The sequence below is a fragment of the Agromyces sp. Y182 genome (assembly GCF_059445385.1).
In genome coordinates this window covers 1,898,408-1,916,103 of the sequence record NZ_JCAIUF010000001.1, presented here as the reverse complement: position 1 = coordinate 1,916,103, position 17,696 = coordinate 1,898,408, and the positions used below count along the sequence as shown (strand labels likewise).

Below are 17,696 nucleotides of genomic sequence, written 5' to 3'. Positions count from 1 at the left end.
CCGCCTAACTGCGGCCGTCGCGCTCGGCGATCGCCGCGAGCTGCGCGTTGTACGCCTCGAGCTCGGCGTCGCCCGTACGGTCGGCGTGCCGGTCGCGGCGTTTCGACTCCTTCTCGTCGCTGCGCGCCCACTGCACGGCGACGGTGATCGCGAGCGCCACGGTCGGGATCTCGCCGATCGACCAGGCGATGCCGCCGCCGAGCTGCTGATCGATGAGCGCGTCGGTGCCCCAGCCCATCGCGCCGTACCAATCGGCGAGCAGCAGGCCCGTGCTCGACATGATCGTGAGCCCGAAGAACGCGTGGAACGCCATGGTGCCGAGCAGCAGCACCAGCCGGAACGGATACGGCAGGCGGTACGGCACCGGATCGATGCCGATGAGCGACTGTACGAACAGGTAGCCCGTGATGAGGAAGTGGACGATCATCCACTCGTGCCCGATGTGGTCGAGCATGGTCCAACGGAAGAGCGGCGAGTAGTAGAAGACCCACAGCGACCCGGCGAAGAGCACCGCGGCCACGATCGGGTTGGCGATGATGCCGGCGAACTTCGAGTGCACGGCGAGCAGGATCCACTCGCGGCCGCCGCGACTGCCGTCTTTGCGGGCACGGATGGCGCGCGCCGCGAGTGTCACCGGGGCGCCCGGCACGAGCAGCACCGGCACCGCCATCGTGAGCACCATGTGCGCGAGCATGTGCGCCGAGAACAGGTACTGCTCGTAGACGTTCACGCCGCCGTTGGTGATGTAGGCGAGCAGCAGCAGGCCCGCGACCCAGAGCACCGTGCGATAGACGGGCCAACGGTCGCCGCGCTTGTGGAGGCGACGCACGCCCGCGAGGTAGAAGAAGATGCCGAAGCCGCAGGCGAGCAGCCAGATGAGGTCGGGGTTCCACTCGGTGAAGAACCGCGTCCACTCGGGCCACGGCGGCAGCGGCTCGCCCGTCAGGAACTGAGCGGGAGAGTCGGCGACACCGGCGGTGACCTTCTCGGGCACCGGGGGCGCCGTGCGCGCAAGCGCGGCTGCGACACCCGACGCGAGCCCCATGAATGCGAGCTCGGCGACGACGAGCCACCAGAATGCACGCCCACCGCTCGCCGGTCGAGTAGCGCCCGACGCATCGAGACCCACCGCACCCTTCGCCGGTCGAGTAGCGCCCGACGCAGGAGGACGCGTATCGAGACCCGCCGCACCCTTCGCCGGTCGAGTAGCGCCCGACGCAGGAGGACGCGTATCGAGACCCGCCGCAGCATCACCGGTCTCGATACGCTCGCTGGCGCTCGCTACTCGACCAACGGATGCCGCACCCCGCGACATCCGCCCGATCAGGAACCGCCGCTGGGCCGCACCGAACAGTCCCAACGCGATGAGCGCGACGACCTTCGCGACGACGAGCATGCCATAGGGCGTGAGCAGCTGATCCCATTCGCCGATGCGCAGCGCCGCGCTCGCGTACCCCGACAGCGCCACCACGATGAAGCAGATGAGCGCGACCGTCGAGTAGCGGGCCAGCACGACGGGCAGCCGCTTCGCGCCGAGCTCGCCCTTCAGCAGCACGATCGTGACGAGCCCGCCGAGCCACACGCACGCGAACACGAGGTGCAGGCCGAGCGCGGTGATCGCCGCCGCATGCCCGGCCGCCCCGGCGGCGTGCCCCTGCTGCGCGAGCGGCACGAGCGACGTGACCGCGAGCACCGTGACGAACACGAGGGCGGTCTGGTTGCGCACCGCGAAGCACAGCACGGTGACGGCCGCCGCGACGAGCGTCGTGGTGAGCAACGCCTGCCCGAGCGGGATGGTGGTGACGAACTGTCCGAGCTTCTGCCCGAAGGAATCACTCAGGTCGAACGGCACTGCCGTCACGAGCAGGAAGGTGAAGAAGCCGGTCGCGGCACTCGCGACGGTCATGACGGCAGCGGATGCCGCAGCCACATCGAGCGCGAGATCGAACTCGCGTCGCTTCGGGCTGAGTGCCCACACGGCGAGCACGAGCGCACCGATCATGCCCGCAGCGCCGAGATTCACGAACAGCTTGGCCACCGGCACGCCGTAGCGGGCGATCGGTCCGGGATCCTGGATCAGCTGCTCGGCCGCTCCCCCGCCGAAGGCGAGGCCGGCGAACGTCGCGGCGAGGGCGACGGCGATGAGCGCGGCAGGACCGAGCACTCGAACGGAGCGGGGCACCGAACCAGCCTAGACGGCGGCGCCTGAGCGCCCGAAACGAACGATGGGGCGCGCGGCTCACGCCGCACGCCCCATCCGGAAGTCGCAGTTACTTCGCAGCAGCCTTGAGCTTCGAACCAGCCGAAACCTTGACCGAGTAGCCGGCCGGAATCTGGAGTTCGGCACCCGTCTGCGGGTTGCGGCCCGTACGTGCAGCACGGTGCGTGCGCTCGACGGCGAGCCACCCGGGAATCGAGACCTTGGTGCCGGAGCCCACGGACTCGGCGAGCGCCTCGAAGAGACCGCCGAGAACGGCGTCGACGGTGGCCTGGCTCTGTCCGGTCGACGCTGCGACCTTCGCGACGAGCTCGGTCTTGTTGAGCGACTTGTCAGCCATTGAATGTCCTCCTCGGACCTTCGCTGTTCGGTACAGCATTTGTGAGTTCTCGGGAACGATCGTTCAACCGCCCCCATGGCCGATCAGGCCGCTTCGAATGTAGCAGAGACCCCCGGAATCCCGCGGATTTCCGGTACTTTTGGGCAACTCGGTTCGGCGTGTCGCGCGACGTTCGCTCTCGGCGTGCGTTCGTGACGGTGATGCAGCGACGAACGGTCTCCTCCGGAGACGACGAACGGGACGCCCCGAAGGACGTCCCGTTCGTGTGAAGCCTGGTGCTGACCGGCTCGCGCCAGGGCGCGAGTCGATGTGCTCGGCTGCTCCTACTGTCGTCGAGTTACCAGGACGACTTCGTGATGCCGGGCAGCTCGCCGCGGTGCGCCATGTCACGGAAGCGGACGCGCGAGACGCCGAACTTCGTGAGCACGCCACGGGGGCGGCCGTCGATCGCGTCACGCGAACGCACGCGGATCGGCGATGCGTTGCGGGGCAGCTTCTGCAGGCCCTGACGAGCGGCCTCGCGGCTCTCGTCGGTGCCGTTGGGGTCGACGAGCGCCTTCTTCAGTTCGAGGCGCTTCGCGGCGTACCGCTCGACGATCACCTTGCGCTGTTCGTTGCGCGCGATCTTGCTCTTCTTCGCCATGTCTTAGCGCTCCTCTCGGAAGTCGACGTGCTTGCGCACTACGGGGTCGTACTTCTTGAGCACGAGACGGTCGGGGTTGTTGCGGCGGTTCTTGCGGGTCACGTAGGTGTACCCGGTGCCGGCGGTCGACCGAAGCTTGATGATCGGGCGGATGTCTTGTGCTTTCGCCATTAGAGCTTCACCCCACGTGCCTGCATGTCCTTGACCACTGCCTCAATGCCACGAGCGTCGATCACCTTGATGCCCTTGGCGGACACGTTGATGGTGATCTTGCGCCGCAGCGACGGCACGAAATAGGTCTTCTTCTGCACGTTCGGGTCGAAGCGGCGCTTCGTCCGACGGTGCGAGTGCGAGATGTTGTGTCCGAAGCCGGGAATGGCTCCGGTCACCTGGCACACTGCTGCCATTGGTTTCCTCCAATACCGAGGGGCGGATGCCCCTCCCAAGGTCTCTTGTCTGCTGACCTTCCCCACGCGAATGCCCGCGATTTCTCGCGTGTCGTCGATGGGGATTGTCGCGGCATGGGCAGTGGAAGTGCCCAGCCAACGAGCCAGCTTACCAGAAAGGCGGGGGCGGCCGAACCGAGCGGATGCCGCGGCGCTCGTCACCGCTCGGCGGGCCCGGCGGGCCCGGCCACGCCGATCGAGCGCCGCGAGAGCAGCGCCGCCACGAGGAAGCACAACGCCCCGACGAGCGTACCGAGGTTCGCCCAGAACGCGCTCACGAGCGAATCGGTCTGCGGCACGACGTACGCGCCGATCGCCGAGGCGCCGAACGCGATCGAGCCGAGCAGGCTCAGCCAGGTGCCGTGCCATGAACGGGCATCCCGGTCCCAGAGCTGTCCGCGGTCCTTCGTCGCGACCACGGCGAACGCGCTCGAGACGAGGAACGCCGCCGAGCCCCACGCGTCAGGTCGCCAGCCCGCGCCAAGCCGGGTGGGGTCGGCGATAGCCGCGGCGAGCGCGGCCGCCGTGCTGATGTTGAAGAGGAGCGTGCCGACGAACTGGATCGCCGCCGCCCACCAGTCCCAGCGATCGGCCGCGTTCGTTCCCTTCCTCGGCGGGCGGCGGCCGCTGAGGCTCAGCTGGATGAACGCCGCCAGCGTGAAGAAGATCGAGCCGACGAGAAAGGTCACCCCGACGCCGATGGGGCCCGCCCACTCCGCGTAGAACGGCACCGCGCCCACGAAGAAGCACAGCGATCCGATCACGAACCCCCACGCCTCTCGGCGCAGGCGGAGGCGCCGCCGACCCTTGCGATCGGCGGGCGGGATCGCCGCCGAGGCATCCGCTCGCATGCGTCTCGTTCCGCTCAGAAGCGTTGCGCGCTCAGTGGTGGAACCCGGGCTTCTGCCCCTCGGTCGGCATCGGCGAGGAGAGCGCGTCGAGCCACGCCGTCTCGACTCGGATGTCCTCGAGCAGCTCGTCGCCGAGGTCGCGGCTGAGGCCGTTGCGCACGACGATGCGCTGCACCGTGAGGTCGTTCATGTTGTCGGGCATCGGGTAGGCGGGCACGAGCCAGCCCTTCATCCGCAGGCGATCCGAGAGGTGGTACAGGTTCCACTTGTCGGTGTGGCCCGGCTTCAGTCGCCACGCGAACACTGGGATGTCCGACCCGTCGTTCCACAGGTCGAACGCGCCGATCGCGGCGATGCCCTTCGCGAGGTACTTCGCGACGTCCTGGCATTCCTGCTGGACGGCGGTGTATCCCTCGTGCCCGAGGCGGAGGAACTGGTAGTACTGCAGCAGCACCTGCGCGCCCGGCCGCGAGAAGTTGAGGGCGAGGGTCGGCATGTCGCCGCCGAGGTAGCTCACCCGGAAGATGAGCTCTTCGGGCAGCGCATCGAGCGTGCGCCACACGACCCAGCCGACGCCAGGGTAGACGAGCCCGTACTTGTGCCCCGAAGTGCTGATCGAGTGCACCCGCTCGAAGCGGAAGTCCCACTCGATCTCGGGCTGCAGGAACGGAGCGATCATGGCGCCGGATGCCCCGTCGACATGGATCGGCACATCGAGACCCGTCTTCTCCTGCAGGGCGTCGAGGGCCTCGGCGATCTCCTTGACCGGCTCGTACATGCCCGTGTACGTCACGCCCATGATCGCGACCACGCCGATCGTGTTCTCGTCGACGTACTGCTCGATCTGGGCCCCGTCGAGGGTGGGGTGTTCTTCCGAGATGGGCACGAGGCGCATCTCGACCTCGAAGTAGTTGCAGAACTTCTCCCAGCAGACCTGCACGGCCGAACTCATCACGAGGTTGGGCTTCTCGGTCGACTTGCCGGCTGCACGCCGGGCGATCTGCCAGCGACGCTTGAAGGCGAGACCGCCGAGCATGCACGCCTCGGAGGAGCCGATCGTCGAGGTGCCGATCGAGTCGGCGACGTCGGGCACGTTCCAGAGCGACGCGAGCATGCGCCAGCAGTTCTCCTCGATCGCGGCGGTGCGCGGGTACTCGTCTTTGTCGACCATGTTCTTGTCGTACGACTCGGCGTACAAGCGGTCGGCTTCGTCGCCCATCCAGGTCGCCACGAACGTCGCGAGGTTGAGGCGTGCGTTGCCATCGAGCATCGTCTCGTCGTGCACGATCTGATAGGCCGTCGTGGGGTCCATCTCGCCATCGGGCATCGTCAGCCTGGGGGCGACGGATCGCACTGCCGTCCTCGCGAATGTCGGAGCGAGCACGCTCGGATCGTGGGCCATGGTCGGTCCTTCCCGTCAGCCCGGGGCCCGGGCCCACGCCGCACGCGTGCCCGCCGGAGGGCAGTCGACCTGAAGTGCCGGGCCCCCCGGGCCGGATCACCATCTCGCCGAACATTACGCCAGCGCGTTCGCGGCCGATACCCCTCGGCATGACGAAGGCGGGTGACGGATGCCGCGGCATCCGTCACCCGCCCTGTTCGCCTCGCGCTACTTCGTGAGCGAGTCGACGTACTCCCGGTTGTCGGCGATCCACTCGGCTACGACCGCGTTGAAGTCGCCGTCGCCCGCACCGGCATCGTCACCGTTGAACATCGCGTTCTCGAGCGAGTGCAGCAGATCGGAGTCCATCTCGAAGCCGCGCAGCCAACCGGCGAGCGTCGGGAGTTCCTCCTCGATGTCGGACCGCGCCTGGATGTGGATCTCCTCGGCGGCGCCGTATGCGCCGAGCGGGTCCTCGAGCACCTTGATCGGGAACGCCTCCCACGCCCAGTGGGGACTCCACAGCGTCACCGCGATGTTCTCCCCCGCCGCCGTCGCCGCCGAGAGTTCGGCGAACATCGCCGGACTCGACGACTCGATGAGGTCCATCTCGTCGAGCCCGTAGGCGGGAATGACCTCGTCCTTCGTGAGGCGGGTGAGCCCTGCACCGGGCTCGATGCCCACGATGCGGTTGTCGAACAGATCGGCGTTCTCGGCCAGCTCGTCGAGGGAGTCGATCGGGGCATCCTCGTTCACAGCGATCATGTTGCGCCCGCCGTCGTTCCACGAGCCGAGGTCGACGAGGTCGTCGCCGTACTGTTCGACGTAGTCCTCGTGGGTGACCGGCAGCCACGAGTCGAGGTTCAGATCGTAGTCGCCGGTCGCGATGCCCGCGTAGACGGGCGCGGGGTCGGCGTAGGCGAGTTCGACCTCGTAGCCCTGCTCGGTGAGCACGGCCTTCCAGAGTTCGCTCGCGGCGATGCCCTCGTCCCAGCCGTTGAACACGGCGATCGTGACGTCGGCGCGGTCTCCGTTCTCGACGGTCTCGGCCTCGCCTGCTGCGCAGCCGGTGAGGGTGAGCATGGATGCCGCGCCGAGAGCGATTCCTCCGACGATGGTGCGGGACTTCATGTGTTCCTTCCTCCCGCAGCCGTGCGGGATCCCCGGCGTGTCCGGGGTCGATCCGCCCGCCGCTGTTCGGCGGGAGGTATGGCACAGGCGGCGGCCCCGTGTGGAAGCCGCCGCCTGTCGTGATTGCCGAGCGGGATGCCGCTCGATTGCCTGACTACTCGGTGAGCGAGTCGACGTACTCCTGGTTGTCGGCGATCCACTGCTCGACGACCGGTGCGTAGTCGTCGGAGTCGGCGCCGCTGTTGAACATCGCGTTCTCGAGCGAGAAGAGCAGCTCGGAGTCCATCGCGAAGTTCTTCAGCCAGCCCGCGGCCGTGGGGTAGTTCGCCGCGAAGCTCTTGCCGCCGAAGGAGTGGATGCCCTCGGCGTCGCCGAGCGTGCCCTCGGGGTCCTCGAGGTCCTTCAGCGGGAACGCGTCGTAGGCCCAGTGCGGGCGCCAGAGGGTCACGGCGACGTTCTCGCCGTTCTCGGTGGCCGCGGTCAGTTCGGCGAGCATCGCAGGCGTCGAGCTCGTCACGTACTCCATCTTGTCGAGCCCGTACGTCGGGATGACCTCGTCGGTCGTGACCCGGTTCAGCCCCGAGCCCGGCTCGATGCCGACGAGCTGGTTGCCGAAGAGGTCGGCGTTCGCGGCGAGCTCCTCGAGCGAGTCGATCGGGGCGTCCTCGTTCACCGCGATGGTGAGCTTGGCGTCGTCGTTCCACGAGCCGAGGTCGACGAGGTCGTCACCGTACTGCTCGATGTAGTCGGCGTGCGTGATCGGCAGCCAGGTGTCGAGCGTCACGTCGTAGTCGTCGGTCGTGAGACCGGTGTAGACAGGGGCCGGGTCGGCGTACTCGAGGGTGACGTCGTAGCCCTGCTCGGTGAGCACGGCCTTCCAGAGCTCGCTTGCCGCGACTCCTTCATCCCAGCCGTTGAATACGGCGATCGTGATGTCCTTCTGGTCACCGTTCTCGAGGGCCTCGGCTCCGGCGTCGGCGGCGCAGCCGCTGAGTGCGAGAGCGGCGACCGCTCCGAGTGCAAGTGCTCCGGTGAGCATGCGCTTCTTCATGTGTTCCTTTCCTCCCGTGTGCTGTGGCACGGGTGTTGGGGATGGCCGCCTGAGCGGCCTCTTGGGCGAGCGGATGTCGCGCGCCCGAGCTTCGGGGATGTACTTCGGGATGTACTTCGGGATGTACTTCGGGATGTGGTTCGGGATGTCCGCAATTCAGGTTCGCGCCGGCGTGTCGCCCGGATTCCGGTGGGAATCCGGCCGCGACACACCTCCGCTCCTGAATTGCTGCGAGGGTGAGGCGCGGACGTCAGGCGACGGGAATGCGAGCGCGGGCCGCGGATGCCGCAGGCACACGCTCCTGCGCCAGATCGGTCTGCTCGGCATCGGCCGGCTCAGCGACATCCGTCACCTGCGACTGTCTGCGCCGGTTCGGGTTGCGCTTGGTGCCGAGCGCGCCGGTCACCCGGTCGAGGATGATCGCGAGGATCACGACCGACAGGCCCGCCTCGAAGCCGAGCCCGACGTCGATGCGCGTGAGGGACTGCACGACCATGCCGCCGAGGCCGCCCGCGCCGACCATGCCGGCGATGACGACCATCGAGAGCGAGAGCATGATGACCTGGTTGACCCCGGCCATGATGCTCGGCATCGCGAGCGGCAGCTGGATCTGGCGGAGGATGCGCCACGGCGATGAGCCGAATGCCTGGCCCGCCTCCACGACCTCCTTGTCGACACCCCGGATGCCGAGCTCGGTGAGTCTCACACCCGGGGCCATCGCGAAGATGATGGTCGCGACGATGCCGGGCACGACCCCGACGCGGAAGAGGATGAGGGCGGGGATCAGGTAGACCATCGCTGGCATCGTCTGCATGAAGTCGAGGATCGGGCGGATGATCTTCGACGCGACGTCGGAGCGCGCGGCGAGGATGCCGAGCGGAACGGATACCACGACCGCGATGAGCGAGGCGACGAGCACGAGGGCGAGCGTCGACATGGCGTTGTCCCACTGGTCGACGCCGACGATCACGAGCAGGCCGACGACGGTGCCGACAGCGAGTTTCCACCCCTTGGCGAGCCAAGCGACGCCGGCGAGCACGATGATGACGATCCAGAACGGCGGTGCCTGCAGCACGAAGTCGATGACATCGTAGAAGCCGGCGAAGATCCCTCGCACGACGGTGAAGAATCCGCCGAGCACGTCGGTGATGAAGTGGATGAAGGCAGCGGCCCACTCGCCGAGCGGAAGACGGAAGTCGATCATGCCGGGCTCCTCTCCCCCGCGGTATCCGCTCGCATCACGTCGGCATCCGCTCGCATCACGTCGACATCGGCTCGCATCGCGTCGGCATCGCGGGTCGACGCTTCGGCACGGATGTCGGCGGCCTCCGCCGCGGCCGCGGCGACCGCGGACTCGTCGGCAGCGTCGGCGAGGGCGGTATCGGGCCGGGCTGTGCGGTGCAGCGTCGCCGTGATCACGTCGACCGGGATGGTGGCGGGCGTCTCGATGATCGACATCTCGGCGGTGTTCGTCGAGACGTTGCCGAGCGCCGCGAGCAGGGTCACCCTGGGCACGGCGCCGAGCAGACGGCCCTGCTCGTCGACGACCGCGAGCGGCAGCTGACTCTCGACGGCGCTCTCGAAGAGCTCGGAGAGGTGCTCGTCTGCGCTGACCACCGGGTGGTCGTCGCTGATGGCGGCTTCGAGTGACCGCTCACCGCGCTGCACGAGCCGCAGCACGTCGCGGTCGTGCACGACGCCGAGGAGGCGCCGGCCGCTGCCGACCACGAACACCATGGAGGTCTGCAGATCGCGCATCGATCGGAGGGCGGCCCGGGAGCCGGCGGATGCCGTGACGACCGCGCGCGGCGCCTCCATCACGTTGCCAGCGGTGAGCACGCGGGAGCGGTCGACGTCTTGCACGAACTGGGCGACGTAGTCGTCAGCGGGGTCCGTGAGGATCTCCTCGGCGGTGCCGATCTGCACGATCCGGCCGTCGCGCATCATGGCGATGCGGTCGCCGAGGAACATCGCCTCGTTGAGGTCGTGGGTGATGAAGATGATCGTCTTGCCGAGCTCCTGCTGCAGTTCGACGAGCTGCTCCTGCATCTCCTTGCGGATGAGCGGATCGAGGGCCGAGAACGCTTCGTCCATGAGGAGGATGTCGGTGTCGGATGCCAGCGCGCGGGCGAGACCGACTCGCTGCTGCATGCCGCCCGAGAGTTCGGCCGGCATCTTGTCGCCCCATCCGCCGAGCCCGACGCGTTCGAGGATGTGCTCGGCGCGCTCGCGCCGCTCGGCGGCCGGAACCCCCTGGATCTCGAGGCCGTAGGCCGCGTTCTCCAGAACGTTGCGGTGCGGCAGCAGCGCGAAGTGCTGGAAGACCATCGACACGTGGCGGCGGCGAACCTCCCGCAATCGCTTCGGCGTCATTCCGGTGATGGTCTCCCCCATCACCGTGACGGACCCGCCGGTCGGTTCGAGCAGTCCGTTCAGCGTGCGGATGAGGGTCGACTTGCCCGAGCCGGAGAGGCCCATCACAACGAAGATCTCACCGCGTTGCACGGTGAATTCGGCGTCGATCACGGCCGCGGTGCCGAGCGGGGCGAGCTCGGTGCGGCTCGCGCCGGCGCGCAGGCGCTCCAACGCCTCGCGCGGCTTTCGGCCGAAGAACTTGGTGAGGCGGTGCACCTCGAGTGCGGTGGTGTCGGCGAGTGCAGACGTATCGGTCATGAACGGGCTCCCGGAGCGCACGCCGAATGCCGCACACGACGTACGTGCGCGATCAGCATTCGGGCGATGCTGACTCTTGGGTCACGGCCGGGTTGACGGCGAGTCGGAAGGCCGAACTCGAGCTCGCGACGCGGTGCTGTGGTCGCGGGCGAATCACACCTTCGTCGCACTCGGTCATCGGGGCCGGTGCTCCGCCGCCGAACCGTACGCTCCACCATGCCAATTCGGCATAATCGTGCGCGGACTAGGCGATTGGGTCTTGCAGGACCTCGTCCACCGTATCGACGTATTCCGCACAACCCAAATCGAATCGTATGAATATCGGGTTGACCTGGGCTTTATCGTTGCAAATCGAGCCGAACGGCAGCCCCTACGCCCCCACGGCCTGCAGCTTCGTGCAGTTGGCGCACAACCCGAACACATCGACGACGTGCGCCGCACCCGTGAATCCATGCTCGGCGGCAACGGCCTTCGCCCACGTCTCGACCTCATCAGCGGCGATCTCGACCGTGAGACCGCAGTTGCGGCAGATCAGGTGGTGATGGTGGCCCGTCGTGCTGCACGCTCGGTAGAGCGCTTCGCCGTCGGGCGACTGCAGCGAATCGGCCTCACCCGAGGTGGCGAGATCGCCGAGCGCGCGGTACACGGTGGCCAGGCCGATGGGCGAGCCGCCGGCGTGCAGCGTCGAGTGCAGCGCCTGCGCGCTGATGAACCCCTCGGTGTCGTCGAGGGCTTCGCGAACGGCCTCTCGTTGCCAGGTGTTGCGCTTCATGCGATGCGGGCGTCCTCTGCGGTCTCCACCGGTATGGCGACTCGATTCAACGGTAGTCCTCGCAGCTTGGAGATTCCCAGTGCGAGCAGGAAGAAGGCGGTGGCGGTGAGCGCGATCGCTGGGCCGGCCGCAATCGCGAACGCCCGTGAGGCGATCACTCCCAGCACCCCCGCCGCTGCGCCGATGACGGGTGCGACGACGAGGATGCCGCGGAACGAGCGCACGACCACTCGAGCGGCCGCCGCAGGTGCGGCGATCAGGGCGATCGCGAGAATCGCGCCAACCGCCGGCAGCGAGCTCACGACCGAGGCCGCCGTGAGGCCGAGCACGAGCAGTTCCACCGGCCATTCTCGGTATCCGGCGGCACGGAACCCGTTCGGGTCGAACGTCGAGAACGCGATCTCTTTGCCGAACAGCACGACGCAGACGACCGCGATCACCGCAACGGATGCCGCGAGCAGAATATCTCCGTCGCTCACCGTCAGGATCGAGCCCACGAGCAGCGACTCGGCCCGCACCGGCAGCCCGGGAATCACGCTTTGGAGGAGGGCGCCGGCTGCGAAACCACCGGTCAGCACGATTCCTGCGGCGACCTGTGCGCCCTGCCGCCTCACGCGTGCGATGCCCGCCATCACGGCGACGAGAACGACGGATGCCACGGCGGCGCCCGCCGGCACGCTCACCCCGAGCGCCGCCGCGGCGACCGCGCCCGGGTACGTGCCGTGGGTGAGCGCCTGCGCGAAGAAGGTGCGCCGGCGCACCACGACGAGGGCGCCGACGAATCCGGCGCCGGCGCCGATCACGATCGCTGCGAGGAGCGCCCGCTCGAAGTACCCCATCAGCGCGACTCCCCCGCCGCACCCGCCGGTCGAGCAGCGCCCGACCCCGCCGCACCCGCCGGTCGAGCAGCGCCCGACGCAGGAGGCCGCGTATCGAGACCCACCCGCGAACCGGCTCGGCCACGCCTGATCACCGAGCTCACGAGCAGCACCAACGCGTACCCGACCACGAACACCGCGACCACGGTGCTGCCAGCCGGCAGGTCGACGCCCGCGCCGACCGACGCAGCGAACCCGACGGCCAGCCCGAGCCACGCCGCGACGGCCGCGAAGACGACCGCCACGGGAAACAACCACCACAACCGTGTCGTCACGAGCCGCGCGACCGCACCCGGCACGATCAGCAGGGCCAGCACGAGCAACGTGCCGATCGTGCTCGCCGCCGCCACGACGACGAGTGCGATCGCCGAGTTCAGCACGAGATCGAGCACGAGCGCCGAGTTGCCCGCTGCACGGCTCCCCTTCGGGTCGAACGCCCGGAAGAGCTGCTGCTTCATCGTCAACACCACCATGCCGAGCGCGACGAGGCTCACGACGATGAGCGGTGCCACTTCGGCAGGGGGGATGGTCAGCACTCGCCCGAAGAGCAGCGCCTCGAGCTCGCCGGCGTAGTCGTCGCTTCGCGACACCACGATGACGCCCACGCTGAAGGTCGCGGTCAGCACGATGGCGATCGCTGCGTCGGAGGTGATGCCCGCTCGATCGAGCCAGGTGAGCGCGAGCGCGCCGCCGAGTGCTGCGATCGCCGCACCCGGCAGAAGCCCCGACGTTCCCCCGACCGCGAGTCCGATGGCGAGTCCGGGGAAGACCGCGTGCGTCAGTCCATCACTGATGAACTCGAGCCTTCGCAGGTTGACGAGCACGCCGACGACGCCCGCGACGATGGCGAGCACGAGCATGACGAGCAGAGCGCGGGCCATGAACGGGATGGCGAATGCCCCGAAGAGCGCATCGGTCAGCGACATCCGTCGCCATTCACTGCGTTCGACACCGTATATGTCTCGCGGGGCATTCAGTGCCCCTCGTGGCCCGGCACGACGAGGGTGTGCTCGTCGAGCTCGACCTCGAGCCCCTCGAAGCACTCCTGCACGTTGCCGAGTGTGAGCACCTCGTCGACCGGGCCGCTCGCGAGTTGCGTGCCGTTGACGAGCACCACTGTGTCGCACACGAGACGCGCCAGTTCGAGGTCGTGGGTCGAGACGATCACTGCGACTCCGCGGGTCTTCAGCGTGCGGATCGTGTCGACGAGGGCATCGCGATTCGCCTGGTCGAGCCCGTTGAATGGCTCATCGAGCAGCAGCAGCGCCGGATCCGAGGCGAGTGCGCGGGCGAGGAGGCCCCGCTGTCGCTGACCGCCCGACAGTTCGCCGAACGGCCGCTTGCCGAGCCCTTCGAGCCCCACCGCCTCGAGCGACCGCCGCACCGCCGCGCGATCCGCGCGCCCCGGCCACCGGAACAGCCCGAGTCCGCGGTAGCGGCCCTGCATGACGACCTGCTCGAGGCTGATCGGGAAGTCGCTGTCGAGCTCCGCCGACTGCGGGAGGAACGAGACCATTCCATTCTCGGAATGCGAGGTGCGCGCCGCGGTACCGCGGTCGGTCTCACCGAACTCGATCGTGCCAGCGGTACGCGGCACGAGGCCGAGGATGCCATTGAGCAAGGTCGACTTGCCTGCCCCGTTGGGTCCGATCAGCGCGACGGCTTCGCCGGGCATGATCGCGAGCTCAAGACCGCTGACGCCGGCGCCGCCCGGATGCGTGAAGGCGGCGGCGTGCAGGCGCAGCACGGGGGAGTCGCTCATGAAGTCATCCTTGCAGTGCCGCAGGGACCGCGGAAGGCACGACTCCCCACGACTCGAGAATCAGCCGTGCATTGTGTATCTGGCTGCCGAGGTAGGTCTCACCGTCGCTGCCGGCGACGCCGAGCGAGTCACCGTACAGGGCGTCGGGGCCCGAGTAGACGGTCACGCCCGCTTCGGCCGCGATCGTCTGGGCGGCCTTGGGCGAGATGGATGCCTCGGAGAAGACCGCTTTCACGCCCGTCGCTCCGATCTGCTCGACGAGCGCGTCGATCTCTGCCGCGCTCGGCTCCGCGTTGTCGTCGAAGCTCGGGATGATGCTGCCGACGAATGTGATGTCGTAGGCATCGACGAAGTAGGTGAATGCGTCATGGTTGGTGACCAGCAGCCGCTCGCTCGCCGGCACCGCCGCGATGTTCTCCTCGATCCACGCATCGAGCGCCTCGAGCCGCTCGAGGTATGCGGACTCGTTCGCCTCGATCGTCGCCGTATCGACGCCCGGCACCTCGAGGAGCCCGTGCGCGATGTTCTCGACCATCTGTTCGGCGAGCTCGGGGTCGGTCCAGATGTGGGGGTTGCCGGCGCCGTGGTCGTGACCCTCGTGCGCGTCTTCGGCCTCGTGGGAGGCACCGGCCTCGTCGGCCTCGTCGGCCGCCTCGGCTTCGTGGCGCTCGTGATCGTCGGTGCCGTAGAGCTCGACGCCGATGCTGGCGTCGATGAGCGCACCGTCGAAGCCCGACGCCTGCACCGCGTCGTCGAGCCAGCTTTCGAGCCCGCCGCCGTTCACGACGAGTGCGTCAGCCTCGGAGAGGGCGAGCAGCTGAGCTGCCGAGGGGTCGAAGCTGTGTGCACTCTGGCCAGAGGAGAGGAGTCCGGTGACCGCGGCGGTGTCGCCGACGAGCTCGCGGGTGAAGTCGCCGACCTGGGTCGTCGTCGCGACGATCGTCGGGCCGGCGGGGCCGTCATCGGATGCCGCGGGGGCCGCACATCCCGCGAGCACGAGCGTCGCCGCCGCAAGGGCCGCCCCGCCTGCGAACGAGGCGAGCTGGCGGCGTCGAACGGCGTTGGATCGGGCGGTCATGTCTTCACAATAAGCTTATTGATAATGATTGTCAAAACCATCAGAGAACGGCCCCGCGCATACTCGGTGAACATCGGTCGACGGGTGAATCATTCCCGCCGTCATCCTGTGGAGAGGTCTGGCGAGTGTCGCACCGACATGGGAGAGTGAAGCACGTGGATACGACGACGACCCCCCTCACGTTGCATCCGTTCACCGTCGCAGATGCCGAGCGCGTGCTCTCCGGCGAGGTCGACCCTCATGACGGATGGGAAGGCGCGTACGCCTTCACCGACGAACCCGAGCTCCTCGCCGAGTACCTTCGCGCAGTGCAGGAGAACGGCGACCCCGCCCCGTTCGGGCCCTACCTCGTGCGCCGCGGCGACGACGGTGCGGCCATCGGGGGAGTGAACCTCTTCGGCCCGCCGGGCACCGACGGCGCCGTCGAGTTCGCATTCGGTCTCGTGCCGGCCGTTCGCGGCCAGGGCCTTGCGCTGCACACGGTCACGGCCGTAGTCGACTTGGCGCGCAGCGCGGGTGTCGCCGCACTTCAAGCCGAGGCCGAGGTCGCCAACCTGCCGGCGCGGCACGCGCTCGAGCGCGCCGGATTCACTCAGGCGTCACGCACGCCTGACGCCATCACGTACGAATTGCGCCTGTAACGACGGCCGCCTCAACGGGTGAACGCACCATTCGAGAAGGATTGAGCCGGAGGTGCGGGCGGCGACCGCTTCGGCCCGCTGCCAGCGACCGGGATGAGTTCCCGGTTGTCTCGAACACGAGCGAGGGGCAGCGGCGACGCGGCTGCTACGACGCGGCTGCTGCGGCAGTTTCCGTTTGTCGGCAGCGGCCGCGTCGGGTCGGACAGACATATCCAGGCCGGTCAGGGCTGAGTGATCACGACCTTGCCCCTGCCGCTCTCGGCTGCCAGGGTGTGCGCCTCGACGATGTCGGCCAAGCAGAACTCGTGGTCGACACGGGGCGTGTAGCGCCCGTCCCGCCCGAGCGCGGCTGCGTACCGCAGGAAGGCTGATTCGTTGCGGGCGTCGATTTTCCTGACGCCGAGTCTCGCGGCCCCCTGGTCGTCGATGACGGTGACGACCTGTGAGGTGTCCCCGACGATGCTCAGCAGTTCTGACAGCGAGTCGGACGGGGTCGAATGCAGAGCTGCGTCCACGCCGCCGGGCGCGAGGGTCGCCACGCGTTCGGCCAGCCCCGGGCCGTACGTCGTCGGGAGAACACCGAGCGACTCCAGGTACGGATGGTTGCTCTCGCGCCCTGTGCCAATGACGGTGGCGCCGGCGGCGAGGGCGAACGCTGCGGCTGCGCTGCCGACAGCACCCGAAGCGCCGTCGATGAGAAATGTCTTACCGTTCAGGTCACCCAGGGCGTCGAGAGCACCCGCGGCTGCGGCGGACGCGAGCCCTGCTGCGGCGGCCTGCGCCGTCGACCAGCCGTCAGGGACGGTGCTCCATGCAGTCAGGACCGCAAACTCGGCCGTGGTGTCGCTGACCCCGCCCAAGCCGAACACGACGTCACCCACCTGTGTGCCCGTCACACCCTGACCGATTTCGTCGACGACACCGACAGCGTCCCGGCCAGGGATGGCGGGCAGGGGCAGGGGTAGGAACGGCTCAAAATGGCCGGCGCGCAGGAGAACGTCGATCGGATTCACGCTCGTGGCGTGCACCTTGATCCGAACCGAACCCTCACTGGCATGAGGTTCCGGCGCGTCCTCGACGACGAGAACGTCAGGGGCTCCGTACGAGTGGAAACGGGCAGCGCGCATAGGAGTTCTACTTTCCGGTGGGCACGACGCAGCAAATGCTTGCTGCGGAAAGTAACCCTACACGAATTCCTTTCCGCGGTAAGTATCGGTAACGTGTGATCATGTCTGCAACAGATCACCTCTCTCCGCAGGAGGACCGAACTTGGTCGCTGCTGGTGGGCGTCATGATGTGGCTGCCCGCGGAACTGGATACCTACCTCGAGCGGTCTGCGGATCTCAGCCACGCGGAGTTCGGGGTACTGCGCTGTTTGTCACTCAGCGAGGACCGCGAAGTTCACATGAGCCGCCTGGCTGCCACCGCCAGCGTGACACCGTCGCACCTGTCGCGGATCGTCGGCCGGTTGGAGAAACGAAACCTCCTCACCCGCAGCACCGAACCGACGGACGCGCGAAAAACCCTCGCGAGGCTGACGCGGGCGGGGGCGCGCCTTGTGGAGGAGGTGGAGCCCGGTTACGTCGCGGAAGTCCGTACACGAGTGTTCGAGCTTCTCGAGAACCGGCAGCTGGACCAACTGGAGGACCTCGCGGAATCCATTCTCACCCCGCTTCGAAGCGACTGCGTGAGCCTCCTACCACCTCGATCAGCTCGCTAGACCGCCTGGAAGCGCCGTGGGGTGGCGCTCGATACCCGATCCGCTCCCCGTTGAGCGAGCGGGCGATGATGTCACGGTCTGTGCTCACATCGGGTATCGCATGTTTCGCGA

The 17,696-nt window shown here is 68.1% G+C and carries 19 protein-coding genes; 2 read left to right on the top strand and 17 right to left on the bottom strand.

Annotated elements, in window-relative coordinates:
- Positions 1-4: 4 nt before the first annotated feature.
- From AC1C2R_RS08820 to AC1C2R_RS08745, 16 genes are all read right to left on the bottom strand, one after another.
- The gene (locus AC1C2R_RS08820) at positions 5-2,182 is read right to left on the bottom strand and encodes a bifunctional copper resistance protein CopD/cytochrome c oxidase assembly protein (protein WP_495379677.1); all 2,178 of its coding nucleotides are present in this window, start codon (positions 2,180-2,182) and stop codon (positions 5-7) included.
- 88 nt (positions 2,183-2,270) lie between these two features.
- Positions 2,271-2,558: an HU family DNA-binding protein gene (locus AC1C2R_RS08815; protein WP_139415757.1), complete on the bottom strand. Its 288-nt coding sequence runs from the start codon at positions 2,556-2,558 to the stop codon at positions 2,271-2,273.
- 337 nt (positions 2,559-2,895) lie between these two features.
- Complete coding sequence (gene rpsN, locus AC1C2R_RS08810) at positions 2,896-3,201, bottom strand: 30S ribosomal protein S14 (protein ID WP_495352100.1); 306 nt, start codon at positions 3,199-3,201, stop codon at positions 2,896-2,898.
- Positions 3,202-3,204: 3 nt separating this feature from the next.
- Positions 3,205-3,372: a 50S ribosomal protein L33 gene (gene rpmG / locus AC1C2R_RS08805; protein ID WP_022892462.1), complete on the bottom strand. Its 168-nt coding sequence runs from the start codon at positions 3,370-3,372 to the stop codon at positions 3,205-3,207.
- On the bottom strand, positions 3,372-3,608 hold the full coding sequence (gene rpmB, locus AC1C2R_RS08800) for a 50S ribosomal protein L28 (RefSeq protein ID WP_495352099.1): 237 nt from the start codon (positions 3,606-3,608) through the stop codon (positions 3,372-3,374). Before rpmB ends, rpmG begins: the two co-directional genes overlap by 1 nt.
- 197 nt (positions 3,609-3,805) lie before the next feature.
- The gene (locus AC1C2R_RS08795) at positions 3,806-4,498 is read right to left on the bottom strand and encodes a YrhK family protein (protein WP_495379676.1); all 693 of its coding nucleotides are present in this window, start codon (positions 4,496-4,498) and stop codon (positions 3,806-3,808) included.
- A gap of 31 nt (positions 4,499-4,529) precedes the next feature.
- A complete protein-coding gene (gad, locus tag AC1C2R_RS08790; protein ID WP_495379675.1) occupies positions 4,530-5,900 on the bottom strand; it encodes a glutamate decarboxylase in 1,371 nt (456 codons plus the stop codon).
- Between the two features lie 207 nt (positions 5,901-6,107).
- Positions 6,108-7,010, bottom strand: a complete 903-nt coding sequence (locus tag AC1C2R_RS08785) for a glycine betaine ABC transporter substrate-binding protein (RefSeq protein WP_495352096.1) — start codon at positions 7,008-7,010, stop codon at positions 6,108-6,110.
- A 154-nt stretch (positions 7,011-7,164) separates the two neighbouring features.
- A complete protein-coding gene (locus AC1C2R_RS08780; RefSeq protein WP_495352095.1) occupies positions 7,165-8,061 on the bottom strand; it encodes a glycine betaine ABC transporter substrate-binding protein in 897 nt (298 codons plus the stop codon).
- 250 nt (positions 8,062-8,311) lie between these two features.
- Positions 8,312-9,265 carry an ABC transporter permease gene (locus AC1C2R_RS08775; protein WP_495379674.1) on the bottom strand — a complete coding sequence of 318 codons (954 nt, stop codon included), beginning with the start codon at positions 9,263-9,265 and terminating at the stop codon, positions 8,312-8,314.
- Positions 9,262-10,734 carry a quaternary amine ABC transporter ATP-binding protein gene (locus tag AC1C2R_RS08770; RefSeq protein ID WP_495379673.1) on the bottom strand — a complete coding sequence of 491 codons (1,473 nt, stop codon included), beginning with the start codon at positions 10,732-10,734 and terminating at the stop codon, positions 9,262-9,264. Before AC1C2R_RS08770 ends, AC1C2R_RS08775 begins: the two co-directional genes overlap by 4 nt.
- 370 nt (positions 10,735-11,104) lie before the next feature.
- Entirely contained in the window at positions 11,105-11,506 is a 402-nt protein-coding gene (locus AC1C2R_RS08765; protein ID WP_495352092.1) for a Fur family transcriptional regulator, read from the bottom strand.
- On the bottom strand, positions 11,503-12,345 hold the full coding sequence (locus AC1C2R_RS08760; protein ID WP_495352091.1) for a metal ABC transporter permease: 843 nt from the start codon (positions 12,343-12,345) through the stop codon (positions 11,503-11,505). The genes AC1C2R_RS08765 and AC1C2R_RS08760 overlap by 4 nt, the downstream gene beginning before the upstream one ends.
- Positions 12,345-13,310 carry a metal ABC transporter permease gene (locus tag AC1C2R_RS08755; protein WP_495379672.1) on the bottom strand — a complete coding sequence of 322 codons (966 nt, stop codon included), beginning with the start codon at positions 13,308-13,310 and terminating at the stop codon, positions 12,345-12,347. Before AC1C2R_RS08755 ends, AC1C2R_RS08760 begins: the two co-directional genes overlap by 1 nt.
- A gap of 47 nt (positions 13,311-13,357) precedes the next feature.
- Complete coding sequence (locus AC1C2R_RS08750; protein WP_495379671.1) at positions 13,358-14,146, bottom strand: metal ABC transporter ATP-binding protein; 789 nt, start codon at positions 14,144-14,146, stop codon at positions 13,358-13,360.
- Between the two features lie 4 nt (positions 14,147-14,150).
- Positions 14,151-15,224: a metal ABC transporter substrate-binding protein gene (locus AC1C2R_RS08745; RefSeq protein ID WP_495379670.1), complete on the bottom strand. Its 1,074-nt coding sequence runs from the start codon at positions 15,222-15,224 to the stop codon at positions 14,151-14,153.
- Between the two features lie 155 nt (positions 15,225-15,379).
- Between AC1C2R_RS08745 and AC1C2R_RS08740 the strand changes: the two genes are divergently transcribed.
- Complete coding sequence (locus tag AC1C2R_RS08740) at positions 15,380-15,865, top strand: GNAT family N-acetyltransferase (protein WP_495352087.1); 486 nt, start codon at positions 15,380-15,382, stop codon at positions 15,863-15,865.
- A gap of 221 nt (positions 15,866-16,086) precedes the next feature.
- Here the strand turns inward: AC1C2R_RS08740 and AC1C2R_RS08735 are convergent, their stop codons facing one another.
- Positions 16,087-16,992, bottom strand: a complete 906-nt coding sequence (locus AC1C2R_RS08735) for an alcohol dehydrogenase catalytic domain-containing protein (RefSeq protein WP_495379669.1) — start codon at positions 16,990-16,992, stop codon at positions 16,087-16,089.
- Between the two features lie 101 nt (positions 16,993-17,093).
- Here AC1C2R_RS08735 and AC1C2R_RS08730 point away from each other — a divergent pair, with 101 nt between their 5' ends.
- Positions 17,094-17,585 (top strand): MarR family winged helix-turn-helix transcriptional regulator, encoded by a 492-nt coding sequence (locus AC1C2R_RS08730; protein WP_495379668.1) that lies wholly within the window; start codon positions 17,094-17,096, stop codon positions 17,583-17,585.
- The last annotated feature ends 111 nt before the right edge of the window (positions 17,586-17,696 follow it).